This window comes from Virgibacillus sp. M23, assembly GCF_034190895.1.
Lineage (GTDB): Bacteria > Bacillota > Bacilli > Bacillales > Amphibacillaceae > Virgibacillus > Virgibacillus salarius.
Map to the genome: position 1 here is coordinate 1 of NZ_JAWDHA010000056.1, position 18,200 is coordinate 18,200.

General features: G+C 36.8%; 19 protein-coding genes and 1 pseudogene. 19 read left to right on the plus strand and 1 reads right to left on the minus strand.

Annotation, left to right across the window (positions count from 1 at the left end):
• Window positions 1–551: 551 nt before the first annotated feature.
• The 9 genes and pseudogenes from RVS70_RS17100 (at window position 552) to RVS70_RS17140 (ending at window position 6,905) form a co-directional block, all read left to right on the plus strand.
• Window positions 552–1,823: a tetratricopeptide repeat protein gene (locus tag RVS70_RS17100; protein WP_121605092.1), complete on the plus strand. Its 1,272-nt coding sequence runs from the start codon at window positions 552–554 to the stop codon at window positions 1,821–1,823.
• A gap of 39 nt (window positions 1,824–1,862) precedes the next feature.
• Window positions 1,863–2,438, plus strand: coding sequence for a ReoY family proteolytic degradation factor (locus RVS70_RS17105; RefSeq protein WP_026681007.1), 576 nt, complete (start codon window positions 1,863–1,865; stop codon window positions 2,436–2,438).
• Between the two features lie 92 nt (window positions 2,439–2,530).
• On the plus strand, window positions 2,531–2,989 hold the full coding sequence (locus RVS70_RS17110; protein WP_026681006.1) for a DUF2487 family protein: 459 nt from the start codon (window positions 2,531–2,533) through the stop codon (window positions 2,987–2,989).
• Window positions 2,990–3,128: 139 nt separating this feature from the next.
• On the plus strand, window positions 3,129–3,641 hold the full coding sequence (locus RVS70_RS17115; protein WP_026681005.1) for a ubiquinol-cytochrome c reductase iron-sulfur subunit: 513 nt from the start codon (window positions 3,129–3,131) through the stop codon (window positions 3,639–3,641).
• Between the two features lie 6 nt (window positions 3,642–3,647).
• Complete coding sequence (gene qcrB / locus RVS70_RS17120) at window positions 3,648–4,322, plus strand: menaquinol-cytochrome c reductase cytochrome b subunit (protein ID WP_026681004.1); 675 nt, start codon at window positions 3,648–3,650, stop codon at window positions 4,320–4,322.
• Between the two features lie 16 nt (window positions 4,323–4,338).
• A complete protein-coding gene (locus RVS70_RS17125) occupies window positions 4,339–5,121 on the plus strand; it encodes a menaquinol-cytochrome c reductase cytochrome b/c subunit (RefSeq protein ID WP_026681003.1) in 783 nt (260 codons plus the stop codon).
• A 110-nt stretch (window positions 5,122–5,231) separates the two neighbouring features.
• Window positions 5,232–5,810, plus strand: a complete 579-nt coding sequence (locus RVS70_RS17130; RefSeq protein ID WP_026681002.1) for a DUF1405 domain-containing protein — start codon at window positions 5,232–5,234, stop codon at window positions 5,808–5,810.
• Between the two features lie 238 nt (window positions 5,811–6,048).
• A pseudogene (locus RVS70_RS17135) lies at window positions 6,049–6,168 on the plus strand (sporulation protein YpjB); the annotation flags it as partial.
• Between the two features lie 47 nt (window positions 6,169–6,215).
• Window positions 6,216–6,905 carry a zinc metallopeptidase gene (locus tag RVS70_RS17140; RefSeq protein WP_026681000.1) on the plus strand — a complete coding sequence of 230 codons (690 nt, stop codon included), beginning with the start codon at window positions 6,216–6,218 and terminating at the stop codon, window positions 6,903–6,905.
• A gap of 268 nt (window positions 6,906–7,173) precedes the next feature.
• On the opposite strand, the gene RVS70_RS17145 is transcribed toward RVS70_RS17140, so the two are convergent.
• Window positions 7,174–8,046 (minus strand): YitT family protein, encoded by an 873-nt coding sequence (locus RVS70_RS17145; RefSeq protein WP_026680999.1) that lies wholly within the window; start codon window positions 8,044–8,046, stop codon window positions 7,174–7,176.
• 200 nt (window positions 8,047–8,246) lie between these two features.
• On the opposite strand from RVS70_RS17145, the gene RVS70_RS17150 reads away from it, so the two are divergent.
• From RVS70_RS17150 to RVS70_RS17195, 10 genes are all read left to right on the plus strand, one after another.
• Complete coding sequence (locus RVS70_RS17150; RefSeq protein ID WP_026680998.1) at window positions 8,247–8,573, plus strand: nucleotide pyrophosphohydrolase; 327 nt, start codon at window positions 8,247–8,249, stop codon at window positions 8,571–8,573.
• Between the two features lie 24 nt (window positions 8,574–8,597).
• A complete protein-coding gene (gene dapB / locus RVS70_RS17155) occupies window positions 8,598–9,395 on the plus strand; it encodes a 4-hydroxy-tetrahydrodipicolinate reductase (protein ID WP_026680997.1) in 798 nt (265 codons plus the stop codon).
• A gap of 18 nt (window positions 9,396–9,413) precedes the next feature.
• Entirely contained in the window at window positions 9,414–9,836 is a 423-nt protein-coding gene (mgsA, locus tag RVS70_RS17160) for a methylglyoxal synthase (protein ID WP_121605893.1), read from the plus strand.
• Window positions 9,833–10,960 carry an N-acetyl-alpha-D-glucosaminyl L-malate synthase BshA gene (gene bshA / locus RVS70_RS17165; protein WP_205388530.1) on the plus strand — a complete coding sequence of 376 codons (1,128 nt, stop codon included), beginning with the start codon at window positions 9,833–9,835 and terminating at the stop codon, window positions 10,958–10,960. Before mgsA ends, bshA begins: the two co-directional genes overlap by 4 nt.
• Window positions 10,961–10,974: 14 nt before the next feature.
• The gene (locus tag RVS70_RS17170) at window positions 10,975–12,177 is read left to right on the plus strand and encodes a CCA tRNA nucleotidyltransferase (RefSeq protein ID WP_026680994.1); all 1,203 of its coding nucleotides are present in this window, start codon (window positions 10,975–10,977) and stop codon (window positions 12,175–12,177) included.
• On the plus strand, window positions 12,153–13,145 hold the full coding sequence (locus RVS70_RS17175) for a biotin--[acetyl-CoA-carboxylase] ligase (protein WP_026680993.1): 993 nt from the start codon (window positions 12,153–12,155) through the stop codon (window positions 13,143–13,145). The genes RVS70_RS17170 and RVS70_RS17175 overlap by 25 nt, the downstream gene beginning before the upstream one ends.
• A 111-nt stretch (window positions 13,146–13,256) precedes the next feature.
• Window positions 13,257–16,058, plus strand: a complete 2,802-nt coding sequence (gene dinG, locus RVS70_RS17180) for an ATP-dependent DNA helicase DinG (RefSeq protein ID WP_026680992.1) — start codon at window positions 13,257–13,259, stop codon at window positions 16,056–16,058.
• 262 nt (window positions 16,059–16,320) lie between these two features.
• Entirely contained in the window at window positions 16,321–16,491 is a 171-nt protein-coding gene (locus tag RVS70_RS17185) for a YpmA family protein (RefSeq protein ID WP_080668675.1), read from the plus strand.
• On the plus strand, window positions 16,454–16,984 hold the full coding sequence (locus RVS70_RS17190; protein ID WP_026680991.1) for a DUF5590 domain-containing protein: 531 nt from the start codon (window positions 16,454–16,456) through the stop codon (window positions 16,982–16,984). Before RVS70_RS17185 ends, RVS70_RS17190 begins: the two co-directional genes overlap by 38 nt.
• Window positions 16,985–17,014: 30 nt before the next feature.
• On the plus strand, window positions 17,015–18,199 hold the full coding sequence (locus RVS70_RS17195; protein WP_121605097.1) for a pyridoxal phosphate-dependent aminotransferase: 1,185 nt from the start codon (window positions 17,015–17,017) through the stop codon (window positions 18,197–18,199).
• Window position 18,200: the final 1 nt, after the last annotated feature.

Here is an 18,200-nt window from a genome sequence, read left to right on the forward strand (position 1 = left end):
GTTTTGCTAAAAAAGTTAGCTGAAGGACAAACCCCACGGAAAGGGAAGTGGGCAGCCGGAGTGGTGGTCAAGCAAGCAGTAGCTATTATTCCATAATAGCTACTAGAGGAAGCGTAGATCTGAGCATGTAGTGATAAGGACTGAGCGAATTTTGCTCCGTTTTTCTTATAATAGAAAAGGGGTTTCACGCCAAGCTATTGTTCAGTTGGTATACGTTAGTTATCCAACGTGCTATTTTCAGCTGTTTCTTTCCCTCTAGACTACCAGTCGTTTTGAAGCAACTAATTGCTTCAGATGATAAGTGGAATCAAAATAATAGCTAAAGATGAGAAGCTCGCATATGGAGAAATCTCAAGTAAACAAGTGACTATATAGAGGCTTCGTTATGAGAGGAGTACGGTGATATTGGATGTCTGTATCGGTGGTAATATCTCCGAAGTCATGCTTTTATTTTGAACATCATTCCTATTTTCGTTATGATAAAGTGTACTACTAAATTTTCACACACGGATGGAATCATTTGATTTATATATACAAAAGGAGCGTTTAATGTGGAAACAATAATGGAAGCTGTTCATTTAATGGAAGCAAAGCAGAGTGAAAAAGCGATCGAGCTTTTAGAGAATTATCTGCCCATGGCTGATGAGGAAGAGAAATATACGATTGCTGAATTGTACATCCAATGGGGATATCTTCAAGAAGCAAGTGTATTACTACAAGCATTAATACAACAGTTTCCTGCAGAAGGAGAACTAAAGGTAACCTTGGCTGATATTTATATCGAATTGGAAGATGATGAAGCAGCCATACAATTATTAAACGAAATTCAAGAAGATGATCCGGCTTATGTACAGACGTTGATTCAGCTAGCTGATTTATATCAAGCACAGGGTTTATTTGAAGTAGCTGAGCAAAAATTACTGATGGCAAAGAATCGCGATCCTAATGAACCTATTCTGGACTTTGCTTTAGCAGAATTATATTTCTCTACAGGAGATTATCGAAAGGCAACAAATTATTACGAAAAAATTCTTCCTAAAGCAAAGGAAATTGCTAATGTTTCTATCAATGATCGAATTGCAGAGGCTTATGCCGCTTCTGGAGAATATGAACTAGCATTGACCTATTATCAAGATGAAGATAGCGAAAATCCGGATTCTTTATTTAAATATGGATTCACTGCTTATCAAGCGGGAAGAAGCGATATTGCAAGAAAAGCTTGGGAACATGTTATTGAGATTGATACGTATTATCATACTGCATATTATCAATTGGCTAAAGTGTATGAAGAGGAGGGGTTAGTGGAAAAAGCTTATGAAACAGCCCTAAAAGGCATTAAAGTGGATACCTTTAATAAAGAACTCTATTTTATGGCCGGCATGCTTGCCCATAAGCTTGAGAATGATGTGGAGAGTGAAACGCATATTAGGGAAGCCATTGCTATAGATCCTGACTTTAAAGAAGCCATCTTATTTTTGATTGAATTATTAAAAAATAAAGCAGATTTTAAAGGAATTATTGACTTAATTATCGAAATTAAACATACAGGAGCAGATGACCCTCAGTATGAATGGGAGCTTGCCCGTGCATATAATGAAACGGAATCATATGATAATGCATTAAAACACTATAATGCTGCATATACTAACCTTAAAGATGATACTGACTTTCTTAAGGAATATGGTTACTTCTTAACAGAGGAGGGGAGGATGAAAGAGGCAATACCTGTGTTTGAGGCATATCTAACAACGCATCCAATAGATGATGATATTAGTGAGTTCCTTGCTCGGTTGAAGCAATCAGATAGTGAAAAAGAGTTATAGAATGATCTTAGATGAATCGTGAAGGGGGCAAAGTCACTCATGCAAACACCAGTTTCCGTAGAAGATAAAAAGAGTTTTATCCAGTGGTTTTTAAATCATTATCAGTTAAAAAAACGTGAGAGCGTGTGGATACTAAATTATCTAGTGAACCATGATGAGTTACTTACCAACGTCCATTTTGTTAGGGAAGCTAAATTTTGCCCTAGAGGAATTATCATAACAAGTCATTGTTCAGAGGAGACAGCCTTTCGTTTCTACAAAAATCAATTGGTTACAAGTGATGCAGAGAAATCCTTTCATGATATTCGCTTGAATAAGCACGAACCATTGTATTTACAACTAAATTTTAAGAAATCATATCAAAATGCGTTATACATTGCTGTATTAGAAGAGAATCCGTTTATTCCAGATGAATATTTCATTACTCAAAAAGACCAAGAGCTTGCGAAGCAATTATTAGATCAATCGATTTTTGATTTTAAGAAAAAGCAATTGCATAAAAAAATTGATCTTGCGTTGGACGAAATGAATCAGGAAGCTTTTATTAAATTATCGAATGAATTAAAATCGCTTGAAGCAAGTAACCCTCATCAACCTAAATTGCTAAAGCAATAGGTTGATTTTTTTTGTGTTAATAAGATAATATTTACACATAGTGTAATATTTTTGGCAATGCTGTTAAACAATATAGAAAGGCTGATAACTATATGAAATGGAATAAAGCGGATTTAGCTCAATATCTGGAAGCAAAAGAATACATTGATACCATTCTGATACCATTAATTCCATATCAAATGTCTACGGAATCAGAGCTTGAAAAAAATGCATTTCAAAATGAACTAACTACAGTATTAGCTAATGACCTAGAAAAAGAACTTACAGGTAGAGTCATGCTAACTCCTTCTTACTACTATGTTAAGCATGCAACAAAAGAAGAGGAAATAGAAAGATTGCATGGTTGGATAACGGAGATTCAAAAGCAGCCGTTCTCCCATGTATTCTTTCTGACATTAGATGCTTCCTGGAAGAAACACGAACAAGTACTGAAAGGAACCTTACTGTGGCTACCTGGAATGAAATCTGGTGATCTACATTCAGCTGAGATGCATCGATTTGTTCGTGATCAGGTGGATCAAATTAGTGAATTAATCCGGTCTTATTGGTAATGAATAATTAAAAAACTTTTTGTTAACAAATATGAATATTTATTGACCGGACAAACAGTTTGCGCTATCATGGTTAATGTCCTAGTAATCTGATTAAACTATTATTGTCCGTGATCATTGTAAAAGAGGGGGGAAAATCATGAGTGAAAAGAAGCAGCAAGTATCCCGTAGACAGTTTTTAAATTATACGCTTACAGGTGTTGGCGGTTTCATGGCAGCTGGAATGCTTGCACCAATGTTGCGAATGGCAGTTGATCCAGTGTTACAAGAATCTGGTCATGGTGACTTGACGAATGTCAGTCTAGCTGTTGAGGATATTACTACAGAGCCTCAGCGTATTGATTGGAAAGTGAACCAAGTGGATGGCTGGTATGAATCTGAAGTAAACCGATCAGCTTGGGTATTCAAGAATGACAAAGATGAAATTCAAGCCTTTTCCCCAATTTGTAAACACCTAGGTTGTGTTGTATCTTGGGAAGGAAATGACCAATACCCTGATCAGTTCTACTGCCCATGTCATGATGGACGCTATTATAAAGATGGGACAAATGTGCCTGGCACACCACCTTTAAAACCATTGGATGTTTATGAATCAGAAGTTCGAGAAGGTATGTTATTCTTAGGCGACGCAGTACCAAGAGAGGGGGCGTAATCATTTATGCTACAAAAAATTTATGATTGGATAGACGATCGCATAGACATTACGCCAATCTGGCGCGATATTGCAGACCACGAAGTACCTGAACATGTTAACCCAGCACATCATTTTTCTGCATTTGTATATTGTTTTGGAGGGTTAACATTTTTTGTAGTAGTTATTCAGATTCTATCTGGAATGTTTCTAACGATGTATTATGTTCCAGACATTGAAAATGCTTGGAAGTCTGTTTACTATTTACAAACAGAGGTTGCACATGCACAAATTGTTCGTGGAATGCATCACTGGGGCGCTAGTGTTGTTATCGTAATGCTGTTATTACATACGTTGCGAGTGTTTTTCCAAGGAGCTTATAAAAAACCACGTGAACTTAACTGGATCGTTGGAGTTCTCATTTTCTTTATTATGCTTGGACTTGGATTCACTGGATATCTACTACCATGGGATAATAAAGCATATTTTGCAACACAGGTTGGCTTGGAAATTGCCGAACAAGTACCGTTTATTGGTGAGCAATTGAAAACGCTATTAGCTGGTGACGCAAATATCGTTGGTGCACAAACACTAACACGTTTCTTTGCGATTCATGTGTTCTTCCTGCCAGCAGCTTTATTTGGACTATTGGCAGTACACTTTATATTAATACGTAGACAAGGTATTTCAGGACCGCTATAAAAAGGAGGGGAAAGCATTGCATAAGGGTAAAGGTATGAAGTTTGTCGGAGATTCTCGTATCTCTGCTGAAAGAAAACCGAATGTACCAAAAGATTATTCCGAATATCCCGGTAGAACAGAAGCTTTCTGGCCCAACTTTTTATTAAAAGAGTGGTTGGTAGGTGCTGTGTTTTTAGTTGGGTTCTTGTGCTTGACCTTAGCTCATCCATCTCCTTTAGAGGGAATGGCCGATCCAACAAATGCATCCTATATTCCATTGCCGGACTGGTACTTCTTGTTCTTATATGAATTACTCAAATATCAATTCGCTAGTGGAGACTTTATTATTATGGGGATATTGGTCTTACCAGGTATCGCTTTTGGAGCGCTATTACTTGCTCCATTCCTTGATAATGGACCAGGAAGAAGACCTCATCAGCGTCCGGTAGCAGTTGGTATGATGCTATTGGCTCTTGCTTCTGTTATTTGGTTAACGTACGAATCTGCATCTCATGTTGATTGGGAATCACGTGCTGAGGCAAATAAACCAATACCTCCAGGGCAAGAGGTTGCAATAGACACAGAAGATCCAGGATATGCAATTTATGAGAATAGCTGTATGTCCTGTCATGGTGAAGACCTACAGGGTGGTGCAGCTGCTCCAGCATTAATTGGTACAGAACATTCTGCTGAAGAGATTGCTACCATTGCTAAAGATGGTACTGGATCAATGCCTCCTGGTCAATTTGCTGGTACGGATGAAGAATTGCAACAACTTGTTGACTTTATAGTATCGGTAAATGAGCAATCGCAGGAATAAGAATTAATAAAAACACCTTTGCCAATCAGATTGGTGGGGGTGTTTTTTATCATTCTACTCAAATATTCGTGAGTAATGTATTGAATCTCTAGGAAAAGAGGAACGATTTCTTGATAAAATGCATATTATTGGACAAACGCTTTTTAATGCTTTTATTTTTTATCAATTTAGCAGGTACCATTTATGGTTACAAATGGTATGAAAGTCAGTTATCCGTAACCCCTGACATATTTTTAATATTTGTTCCTGACAGTCCCACAGCTAGCTTATTCTTTACGATCTTTCTTTTATTTTTTATGTTCAACAGGCATGTACCGTATGTAGAGGCACTGGGTATTATTACGTTATTTAAGTATGGTATATGGGCGGTAGTAATGAATTTACTTACACTAGCTGTTGATGGTTCGCTAAATTGGCAAGGATATATGCTTATTGCTTCGCATGGTGCAATGGCAATCCAAGGGTTATTATATGCCCCCTATTATCAAATAAAGCTTCGTCATATTGCCGTAGCAGCAGTGTGGACATTACATAATGACATTATTGATTATGTATTTGAAATGATGCCGGTATACGGATCGCTCACCGAATATATGAACGAAATTGGTTATTTTACATTTTGGTTGAGTATTGTATCCATCTTCATTGCTTATTATCTGACGATACGTAAAAAAGAACACGATAATTAACGGCCCACCAACTGCAAAAATATCACTGTTATATAATATTATCCCGTATCATACATTAGTGTTAGAAGCTAAATATGGGGTGATCGCTATGATAAAAAACAAACTGGGTTCGGTTATTACATGCATATTAGTGATCATAGGGATGATTGGTTATTTTCATATACAGCCTATCATGATTGAAGCAAGCGTGCTCGTGCAAGCAAAGGAACCACCAAAGCAAAACGGGGACCTTCTTCCGCTGATTTGGACAGTTATAATTGTTGGTGGATGTATTGGGATTACATTAACCTACGTTAGTTGGAGAAAATATAAAGGTGAATCGAGGAAAAAAGCTAAAAAAGATAAAATAGTTGACTAACTACCTATTTTTGACTAAAATTGACCTTAACAAGGAGGAATGCAAACATGTTAGGTGGCTTTGGCGGTTACCTCATTTATCTAGCTTTACTATTGATAATCCCAATTTGGGCACAATCAAAGGTTAAGAATACCTATAAAAAATATTCTAAAAAAGCAACATCATCGTATATGACTGGTGCACAAGTTGCTCGTAAAATTTTGGACGAAAATGGATTATATCATGTAACAATCGAAGAAACTAAAGGTACATTGTCGGATCATTATGATCCGAGAAAAAAGGTTGTTCGACTTTCTACTGGAAACTATCACAGTCAATCCATGGCTGCTTCCGCTGTGGCAGCACATGAGGTTGGACATGCTATTCAAGATGCAGAAGACTATGCCTTCCTAAGATTTAGAAGCGCATTGGTACCTGTAGCAAGTTTTGGATCAAATATATCCTTCTTCCTTATTCTTGCAGGTATACTCCTTAACATGGGAGGATTATTCCTATTTGGTATCATTTTCATGTCAGCAGCAGTGCTATTTCAGCTCGTAACGTTGCCTGTTGAATTTGATGCATCGAATCGTGCGATGGCTCAGCTCGTATCTTCGGGTGTAATTCGAAATAACGAAGAACGTGAAACAAAGAAAGTGCTAAATGCAGCGGCATTAACTTATGTTGCAGCGGCACTAGTAGCAGTTGCTGAATTAGTGCGGTTTATCTTGATGTATGTTGCATCAAATAATGATTAGTAAGAATGAAGAAGGGGTTATTTTAACAGCCCATTAAATAAAAGAAACACCGACCATAGTGTATGAACATCACGGTCCGTGTTTCTTTTTGATTGTTTAGGAAATTATAAAGTTAACCGATGCGGATCAAGATGGGCGTATTGATCCGCTTCCAGCTTCAGCGCCCAGAACCCTCCTTTATGTTGAGTAAGGTATGAAGAGGTAGACAATTATCTCGAATTAAGTTCTAATTTGATTGTTGTACCCTCTTAAAGAAATGGTTTTGCTTTTATTCCTGTATAGGATTTTTGTTTTCGTCTAATGTAAAGCCTTCCCCGAGTACATCGTGGACAGTGCTAACAGCAACAAATGCATGTGGATCAACGCTATTAATGATATTTTTTAAGCGTACAATTTCGTTTCTTGCTACGACACAATATAATACGTCACGTTTGTCACCTGAGAAGCTCCCTCTCCCCTCTAATACAGTAACACCTCGATCCATATCTTTCAGTATTTTGGCAGCAATATCATTGCTTTGACTGGAGATGATGGTAGCCCCTTTTGCTGAATATGCCCCTTCCTGTAGGAAGTCAATGACTCTGGCACCGATATACACAGCTAACAATGTATACATCCCTTGCTTTAAGTCTAATATTGCAAATACAGAAGTCATGATGACGATAAAATCAAAGAGAAACATGGTTCTCCCCATGCTCCATCCAACATATTTATTAACGAGCCTTGCAATAATATCGACACCACCAGTGGTACCGCCAAACCGGAAAATAATTCCTAAACCTACCCCGATAAATACCCCTGCAAAGAGCGCGACTAGAGTCATGTCTGATTCAAGATGCAAATCAAATGGATTGATTTGGAATATACTTAAAAACAGTGATACCGCTCCAGTCCCAATTATGCTATAAATAAATGAATTTCGTCCTAGAAACCTCCAGCCGATTAAAAATAGTGGAATGTTTAAAATTATATTTGTAATCGCTGGATCCCATTTCCAAAGGAAATATAGCAATAGCGTAATTCCAGTAAATCCGCCTTCACCTAGATTGTGCTGCATATTAAAGTGAACAATACCAAAAGAAAATATGGCGGATCCTAATAAAATAAATAGTATATTTTTTACTTTTAATCCAAATATCAAACGAAAACCTCCTACTTTCTAACGATGTCCATTCCTATTAACAGTATAGACAAACTATCTATAAAGAACAATTCTATTTTTTTAGGAAGTTTTAAAAAGTTCCATAATGGAAGGGTTATGAATTAAATATTTGTCAAAACAACGTGGATTAGCTACGATAATAGTAGCAAATATGAATATAGGGGGAGATTTCCATTACTATAACCAATTACTCTACAAAAGAGATACAAGAACGAGTTGATAACTATATCAGCCAATTTAAAGAAGGTTATTTCTCTCCATTAAGTTTAATGGCTAGATTGACGGAAGAAGTTGGAGAACTAGCAAGAGAAGTAAATCATTATTATGGCGAAAAGCCTAAAAAGCCTTCCGAACAGGAAAGGACAGTAGAGGAAGAATTAGGTGATATTATTTTTGTGCTTTCTTGTTTCGCTAACTCATTGGATATAGACTTATCGGAAGCATTTCATTCATCGATAACTAAAATTGAATCACGCGATAAACATAGATGGACCAGAAAAGACTAGTTATACATAAAAGGAGAATGTCACATGGCAATTAACGTTGTAATAGCAGGCCCAAGAGGAAAAATGGGTTCAGAAGCAGTCAAAATGGTAGAAAAGGAAACTGAATTTCGTCTCGTAGCATGTATTGATCGTAAACATGGAGGAAAAACGTTACAAGAGGTAGTTCCTCATTTTTCCATCGACGTTCCGATATATGAGGATGCTGAGACTTGCTTTAATGAGAATAATGAGGTAGATGTACTGGTTGATTTGACTGTTCCTGAAGCAGGTTACCAGCACACAAAAATTGCTCTAGCACACCATGTACGTCCTGTAGTCGGGACGACCGGTTTCTCCGAATTACAAATAGAGGAGCTAAGCTCCATTTCAAATTCTCAAAATGTCGGCTGTTTGATTGCGCCAAACTTTGCAATCGGAGCTGTCTTAATGATGAAGTTTGCAAAAATGGCTGCTACATATTTTCCTGACGTGGACATTATTGAGAAGCATCATGATAACAAACTAGATGCTCCTTCTGGAACAGCCATTAAGACAGCTGAATTAATCCGAGAAACAAGAACAGCTAAAAAGCAAGGGCATCCAAACGAAAAAGAAACATTGCCTGGTGCAAGAGGCGCTGATATAGATGGGATTAAGATCCATAGTGTACGTTTACCTGGTCTGGTTGCACATCAAGAAGTAATATTCGGAAGCGATGGGCAAACACTTACCATAAAACATGACTCTATGGATCGTGCTTCCTTTATGGAAGGAGTTAAACTTGGAATTAACAAGGTAATGGAAGAGCGACGGCTTATATATGGTTTGGAAAATATATTATAGGGTGGGAATTGTATGAAAATGAACATTGCATTAATTGCTCATGATAAAAAGAAGAAAGATATCATTAATTTTAGTATTGCCTATCAGCATACGTTAAAGAAGCATAACTTATATGCAACTGGTACAACAGGAAAGATGGTAGCTGAGGCAACGGGTCTTGATGTGAATTTATTTCAATCAGGACCACTAGGTGGAGATCAACAAATTGGAGCAATGATAGCAAATGATAAAATGGATATGATCATCTTTCTTAGAGATCCATTAACAGCTCAGCCACATGAGCCTGATGTTAGTGCCTTGATGCGATTATGCGATGTTTATTACATCCCACTGGCTACTAACATTGCAGCAGCAGAAATCTTTGTCAGGGGCCTTGACAATGGCGATTTCCAATGGAGGGAGATCGTAAAAGAAAAGAAGGAAAAGGATAATCGCAAATGAGGAAAATAGGCATTACTTGTTATCCTAGTGTTGGCGGATCAGGTATAATCGCTACTGAATTAGGTATGCTTTTAGCAGAAAGAGGGAATGAAGTACATTTTATTACATCAAGCTTGCCATTTCGATTAAATCGAATTAATCCTCGAATATATTTTCATGAGGTAGAATTAAATCATTATCCAGTTTTTCAATACCCACCATATGATTTAGCGCTGGCAGCAAAAATGGCAGAGGTTATTAACAGAGAGAAGCTTGATATCTTACATGTTCATTATGCAATGCCCCACGCCATAAGTGCGCTTTTAGCGAAGGATATCGCAGAACATGATGTGAAGATTGTAACAACACTACACGGAACTGATATAACTGTATTAGCAATCGATGATATATTTAAAAACATGATTAAGCATGGAATTGAAAAGTCAGATGCCGTAACCGCGGTTTCACATTATTTAGCTGATCATACTGCAGATTTATTACATGTTAATAAAGAAATAGAAGTAATCTATAATTTTGTAAATGAAAAGCAGTATTATCGTAAAGAGATGCCAATCATCAAGGAGCAGTATGGGATAGCCCCAGAAGAAAAAGTGGTTGTGCATATTTCTAATTTTCGTAAAGTAAAACGGCTTCCAGATGTCATACAAACGTTTCAGCTAATCCAAGAAAATATACCAAGCAAACTTCTACTTATTGGTGATGGACCAGAGTATGGTACTGCTTCAGCCTTAGTTGAAGAGCTAGGTTTAGATGAAAAAGTATTATTTTTAGGGAAACAAAAGAACATTAATGAATTATTATCGATTTGCGATTTAAAGCTGCTGCTTTCTGAAAAGGAAAGCTTTGGACTAGTATTACTAGAGGCGATGGCTTGCGGAGTTCCTTGTATCGGGACGAATATCGGTGGAATACCAGAAGTAATACAGCATGGAGAAACTGGCTATATTACTGAGCTTGGTGATACAAAACAAGCAGCAACTTATGCGATAAAGATATTATCCAATCAAGAACAACATCAACGGTTCGCTGCGAATGCACTTGAAATGGTTAATACGCAATTTCATTCTAAAGAAATCGTTGAACATTATGAACGATTATATGATAAAGTATTAGATACTCCGTAGAAATGGTGATCGATATGTATAATGAATCTTTCCAAAAAGCAATAAAAGTAATTGAACGAATTGAGGGCTATCATCATCAGGCTTTTTTTGTTGGTGGATGTGTCAGGGACTATTTATTAAATCGACCAGTAGGAGATATAGATATTGCAACATCAGCAACACCCGAGTTTTTACAAGAGATCTTTCATAACGTTATACCAGTAGGTATTGAGCATGGAACTGTTATTGTCCGCTTTGAAAAAGAATCTTTTGAGGTAACCACATTTCGAGTGGATGGATCGTATTCCGATCAGAGACATCCTGACTCGGTTACATATATCGACAAAATTGATAAGGATTTAGCAAGAAGGGATTTTACGATAAACGCTTTAGCCATGAGTCGTCATGGCGCCATAATTGATTTATTTCAGGGCAAGCAGGACCTTGAAAATAGAATTATTCGCACAGTAGGGAATGGAAGAGAGCGATTTATGGAAGATCCGTTACGAATAATTCGGGCATTACGATTTAGTAGTCAGCTTGGCTTTAAAATTGATGAAACGACACTAAAGCATATGAAACAAGTGAAGCAGCAGATTGGTAATTTAGCGATTGAAAGGATTACCAATGAATTCACGAAATTTTTTGCAGGAAATTATATTTCGCAAGGTTGCACGTATTTGAGAGATACCGGTGTTTATAAATATCTTCCTGTATTTAAGGATCATGAGCAGCTATTTCATGACGTTGCTTCTATTAAGCAACCTCTATATTCGTTTGGTGAGGTAATGGCTGTTTGCCATTTATTAAAGCCATCACTTAACATATCGATGTGGACAAAAGCATGGAAATGTTCAAACAAAGTGAAGAACGAAGCAATTCAACTGTCGATGCACATAGATACATGGAAAAAATTAGGGGTATCACCGCTGCTGGTATATCAGCTTCCTGAATATTTATATGAGTCATTCGTGAGGGTGGCGAGTATAGTCGATCCAACAAGTCCGATTCAACTCACGGATTTATGGGGAATTTACGAAACACTGCCGATTAAATCAAGAACAGAACTAGCAGTGAACGGAAATGATATCATACGTTTATTTCCTAGTTACAAAAAGGGGCCATGGATTAACGATCTATTAAATAACCTTGAAAAACAAATTGTTTTACATGGTTTACCTAATCAATACGAAACGATAAAGGAGTGGATAAAATGGAATCCACCCGAAATAAGTTAATAAAATTATTAGCTGAACATACGGAGGATTATATTTCTGGACAGATGCTTTCAGAAAAACTAAATATCTCACGAAGCGCTATCTGGAAACATATGAAGGAACTAGAGCGAGATGGTTACCAAATAGAAGCAAAATCAAAGGTGGGCTACCGAATTATCGGTTTTCCCGAAAGGATAACTGAAAATACGATACAATGGGGACTTAAGACGAAATGGCTTGGAAAAAAAGTAATTCATAGGGAAGTCACGAATTCAACCCAAGTTGTTGCACATCAAGAAGCCAAGGAGAACAAAGGACATGGTACCGTCGTTATTGCTGATGAGCAAAAAATCGGTAGGGGAAGAATGAGCCGAGCTTGGCATTCCAAAAGAGGCAGCGGCATGTGGTTAAGTATGATTTTACGGCCAGAGTTACCGCCATATCTTGCTCCGCAATTAACATTATTAACTGCAGTAGCATTAGCTGATACAATAAGTGACATGACAGGTACAGAACCTTTGATCAAATGGCCCAATGATATATTATTTGCCAATCAAAAGAAATGTGCTGGCATATTGACCGAGATGCAGGCAGAACAAGATAAAATTCAATACGTAGTAATCGGTGTTGGTCTAAACGTTAATCAGCAATTATCAGATTGGCCAGAAGAAATCCAAGAAAGAGCCACTTCATTACAAATTGAAACGAATCAATCATGGTCTATTCAGTCAATTATTCAAGAATTTTTATGTACGTTTGAAAAGACGTATGATATGTATATGAAAAAGGGCTTTGTTGAGATAAAGAAAAAATGGGAAGCTTACGGCTTTAAAATAGGTGAATGGATAACGATTTACACATTACAGGAGAAGAAGAAAGCAATATTTGCAGGGATTGCATCTGATGGGGCGTTATTAATCAGAAATGAGTCTGGTAAAGTAGAACGCTTGTATTCTGGGGAAATTGATTGGTTTAATAAAAAAGCGTAATTTACCGTTAAAAGTGAAGCTCATTTTATATTGACCACAAACGAAATCCTGTTATGATAAATACGATGTAAAACGAATTGATGTACTGGTTGCTAGAAGTGAGGTGAAAAGATGGAAAGATATGTTGTAATTGACTTAGAAACAACTGGTAACGCTCCAGGTAAAGAGGATAAGATTATCGAAGCGGGTCTTGTAATTATCGAAAATAATACAATCATTGATAGCTATTCCACCTTACTAAATCCAGGAAAGGAAATTCCATTATTTATTACAAATTTAACAGGAATCTCTGACAAAGATGTAGAGGATGCTCCTTTATTTGAAGAAAGAGCCGATGAAATAACACGTTTGTTTGAAGACAGCTATTTAATCGCACACAATGTTCCTTTCGACCTAGGTTTTTTAAATACTGAATTAGAAAACTGTGGTAGGAATAAATTAACAACCCCGATACTTGATACTGTTGAACTAGCAAGAATCTTATTTCCGAGATCTCCAAGCTTTAAATTAAGCCAGTTGTCTGAATATCTTAAGTTGCAGCATAATGAGCCACATCGTGCATTATCAGATGCATATGTAACAGCAAAGCTGTTTTTAAGATTAAAGGAGAAATTAGAATCTTTACCTTATGAAACAATAGAACAGCTGTTGAAAATAGAGAAAACATTAAAATCAGATGTATATCAATTACTTCACTCTAGACAGCAGGCTTTACTTTTTTCTTCTGAGGATATATCTGGTATAGAAACATATCGGGGACTCGCTTATCGTCAAACGGAACCACAGTCTTACCAAGTTCGCACGCTTGATTTATCGTTTGGTGAGTACTTGGATCATATATACGAAGAAAATGGAGCAATGGAAAAGCAAATAAATAACTATGAAAAGCGCGTCGGTCAACGTGAGATGTCAGAAACAATTTTTGATGCCTTTCAGAGTCACCAACACGCATTCATAGAGGCAGAGACAGGTACGGGAAAGTCGCTCGCATACCTTATTCCTACAATATATGAAGCAATCAAAGACCAGAAACGGATTGTCATAAGTACGTTTACTACTCAGCTACAATCACAATTATTAGAAGAAGAATTACCGATGGTAAATAAATTAGTTAATTTCCCATTACATGCGACTTTACTGAAAGGGAAGTCCCATTACATTAGCTTGGAAAAATTGGAACATGAATTACGTGATTCTCAACAGGACAATTACGATATTGCCTTAACAAAAGCGATAATACTTGTGTGGTTGACAGAGACCGTAACAGGGGATATAGATGAAATTCAACTTCCATCCAGTGGCTACCTCTTCTTTCGACGTATATCTGCTGATACGGAAGAAAATGTTGATCCGACTTCACCTTGGTTTGCTAGATCGTATTATCAGAAGGCGCGTAAAAGAGCTCAGCGTGCAGATATTGTTATTACAAATCATGCTTTACTATGCACGGATATGTTTAATGAATATCAGTTACTCCCAAGTTATGATAAAGCAATAATTGATGAGGCACATCATTTGGAGGATACGGCATCAAGACATTATGGACTTAAGCTAGATTATATTCACATGCAGTATATGTTGAATCAGTTAGGAAAAACAGAAGATAACAAGCTCCTAACGAATCTAATTAATACGTACCAAATAAATCATGATCAGCTTCCATTAGAAAAATGGGATTATATTATTGAGGAAGCTAAATATGAAACAGATGATTTATTTCGTCATTTATTTCAATATGTAGTAGATCAACATAAGTCAAACAAGACTTTAAGTGATATTGGAAGAACACAATATCGATTCTCTCATGAAAAGGAACATCCTGAGAAATGGGATGCCATTAAGGAAATGGTTAATCGTTTACTATTTTATCTGCGTGATTTAATCCACGGATTAGCTGTTATGGTACATTACTTAGAAAAGAAAGAAGAGATCGAAAGACAGGATAAAGAGCGTATCCAATTACATACAGAGCAGCTGCAAAGCTATATTGATCGACTTGAAGAGCTTTTCCTTGTCGAAGAAACAAGCGAGCAAGTAAAGTGGATAGAAATTGAAGCTTATGGAGCAAAGAATGCAGTTTATTTATATAGTGAGCCAACAAATGTTGCCGGTTTACTAGCAAAAGATTTCTTTGCTAGTAAAGAAAGTATTATTTTAACAAGTGCTACATTGACCATGAATCAATCCTTTCAATTTATTCAGGATAGATTAGGTATTAGTGCTGACAGGTTAATTACAAAACAAATTGAATCGCCCTTTTCTTATAAAGATCAAGTTCAATTAATGGTTCCGAACGATTTTCCAGATATCAAATATGGAAATATCGATGAATTTATATATGCTACATGTGAATCAATTATTTCATTGGCAGAAATAACAGCAGGAAGGATGCTAGTACTGTTTACTTCTTACGATATGTTAAAGCGGGCTCATGCCCTTTTGAAGGAAACATTAGACCTAAGTAGTTATGCCTTAATTGCTCAAGGAATCTCAAGTGGTAGCCGAGCCAGATTAAAGAAAAATTTCCAGACCTTTAATCAAGCCATTCTATTAGGAACAAGTTCCTTCTGGGAGGGTGTGGATATTCCAGGTGAAGATTTATCGTGTTTAATGATCGTGCGATTGCCATTTCAACCCCCAGATCATCCAGTACACGAAGCTAAATCCGCCTATTTAAAAGAACAAGGAAAAAATCCGTTTATGGAATTTTCTTTACCTAATGCCGTCATTCGATTTAAACAGGGGTTCGGCAGATTAATTCGCTCTTCTAGTGATAGAGGAATTGTATTTGTATGTGATGCACGAATGGTTAAGGCGCGCTACGGCAAATATTTTATCGACTCTATTCCACCTGTTCCATTATCTGTTGATTCTACTCAGAAGCTCATGGAAAAAGCCAAGAATTGGTTTTAGTGGTGAAGCCATAAAACGTGAAATGTGCATGTACAAAAAAGACTGATGCTCGAGGCAAGAGCATCAGTAATAAAGAAGTGGTATGGGTGAGAAAAATTTTGCTAAAAACAATAAAAACAAAACACAACTTGCTATAAGCTTGTTATACTATACGTATGTGTTTGAGTTTATTTTATTTCAGCATATATATAGGTTTCACTTAGCTTGCGAAAGTATGATTAACAATTTTTTGATAAAAAGGGTATTTTACTGGAGGGATAAGATGGATAATAAAATAGAAACATTATCAACAGTTAAGCTCCAATATTCATCAGATCTTTATAAAATAGTTGATAGTTTAAATAGAACATTAAAAGAGCAGGATTTAATGTTCGGTCTAGCATTGGATGATAACGATGAGGATCAGGCAATCTTCACGATTTACCGGACCTAAATGGTTAAAATGGAGCTTACTGATTAGCATAATTATCCTAATTTCCTGTTTTATTTATATGATATTTCTATATGTCGATTTAAAAGAAAGTAAAACCGCAGGCTATGCTGAAACAGAAAGGCAATTATTAAAGGCGAACGCCCTTACAGAAGTAACAGCCATCAAAACATTCAATGGAGAAAAGGCCTATCATGTCGTGTTTGGAAAAGATGGTAAGGAAGAAAAAATTATTTTCTATCCGCTTGAAGGAAAAAAGAAAAATTTGACGACGATTAATCAATCGGAAATTATAGCAGAAGATGCTATAATAGATGATTGGAAACAGCAGTGTAATCAATGTGAATTTGTAAAAATAACACCGGCACTTGTAAATGAAAATGCTCTTTGGGAACTTACTTATAAAGATCAATCTGGTCGATATGTGTTGGATTATTTATCGATCTATGATGGGTCTAGGTATGAGCAGTATCGTTTAAAACGAATGTTTAATTAAAAGGAATGCTAACATAGAAAGGTGATATTAGTGGAACTAGCAAATCGAGTAAAAACCTTAACACCATCCTCAACCTTAGCAATAACAGCAAAAGCCAAAGAATTAAAAAAGCAAGGTCATGATGTCATTGCTCTAGGAGCGGGTGAGCCTGATTTTAATACACCAGAATTCATTTTAAATGCTGCACAAAACGCAATGCGTGAAGGAATGACTAAATATACGCCATCGGGTGGAATAGTGGAGCTAAAACAAGCGATCGTATCTAAATTTAAAGCAGATAATTACCTGGATTATTCGACCGATCAAATTATTGTCACAACAGGTGCAAAACACGCACTTTATACATTATTTCAAGTATTGCTAAATGAAGGGGACGAAGTAATAATACCTGCCCCATACTGGGTTAGCTATCCAGAACAGGTTAAGTTAGCAGGTGGCAGTCCGGTATTTTTGACAGCAAGTGAAGAAAACGGATTTAAATTGACACCAGCACAACTTGAAAATGCGATAACTGATAAAACGAAAGCTGTAATTATAAACTCACCTAGTAATCCAACAGGTATGATGTATACAGAGGAAGAACTTAAGCAAATAGGAGAAGTTTGTTTAAGGCATGATATACTTATCGTTTCAGATGAAATTTATGAGAAGCTGATTTACTCAGGGGATCCACATATTTCAATTGCTCAACTTTCTAGCGATTTGCAGGAACAGACTGTTGTTATAAATGGGGTATCCAAGTCACATGCTATGACGGGCTGGAGAATTGGATATGCAGCTGGACCCATTGCTATCATAAAGGCAATGACAAGTTTAGCTTCACACTCAACATCAAATCCTACATCTATTGCGCAATATGCAGCTCTTGCAGCATATCAGATGGACGGGGAACCTGTCGAAGGGATGAAGCAGGTATTTGCCGAACGCCTAGAAAAACTCTATGAACTCTTACTTGAAATACCAGGTGTTACCTGTATTAAACCGAAGGGAGCCTTCTATCTGTTTCCAAATGTAGAAGAAGCATCAAGAAATAATGGATTTGCTTCTGTGGATGAATGGGTAAGTGCTTTGTTAGAAGAGGAAAAAGTTGCACTTGTACCAGGCTCTGGGTTCGGCTCACCAAATAATGTGCGTCTATCCTATGCCACATCAATGGAAGCTTTAATAGAGGCAGCTACACGAATAAAACGATTTGTATTAAAGCACCAATCTTAAT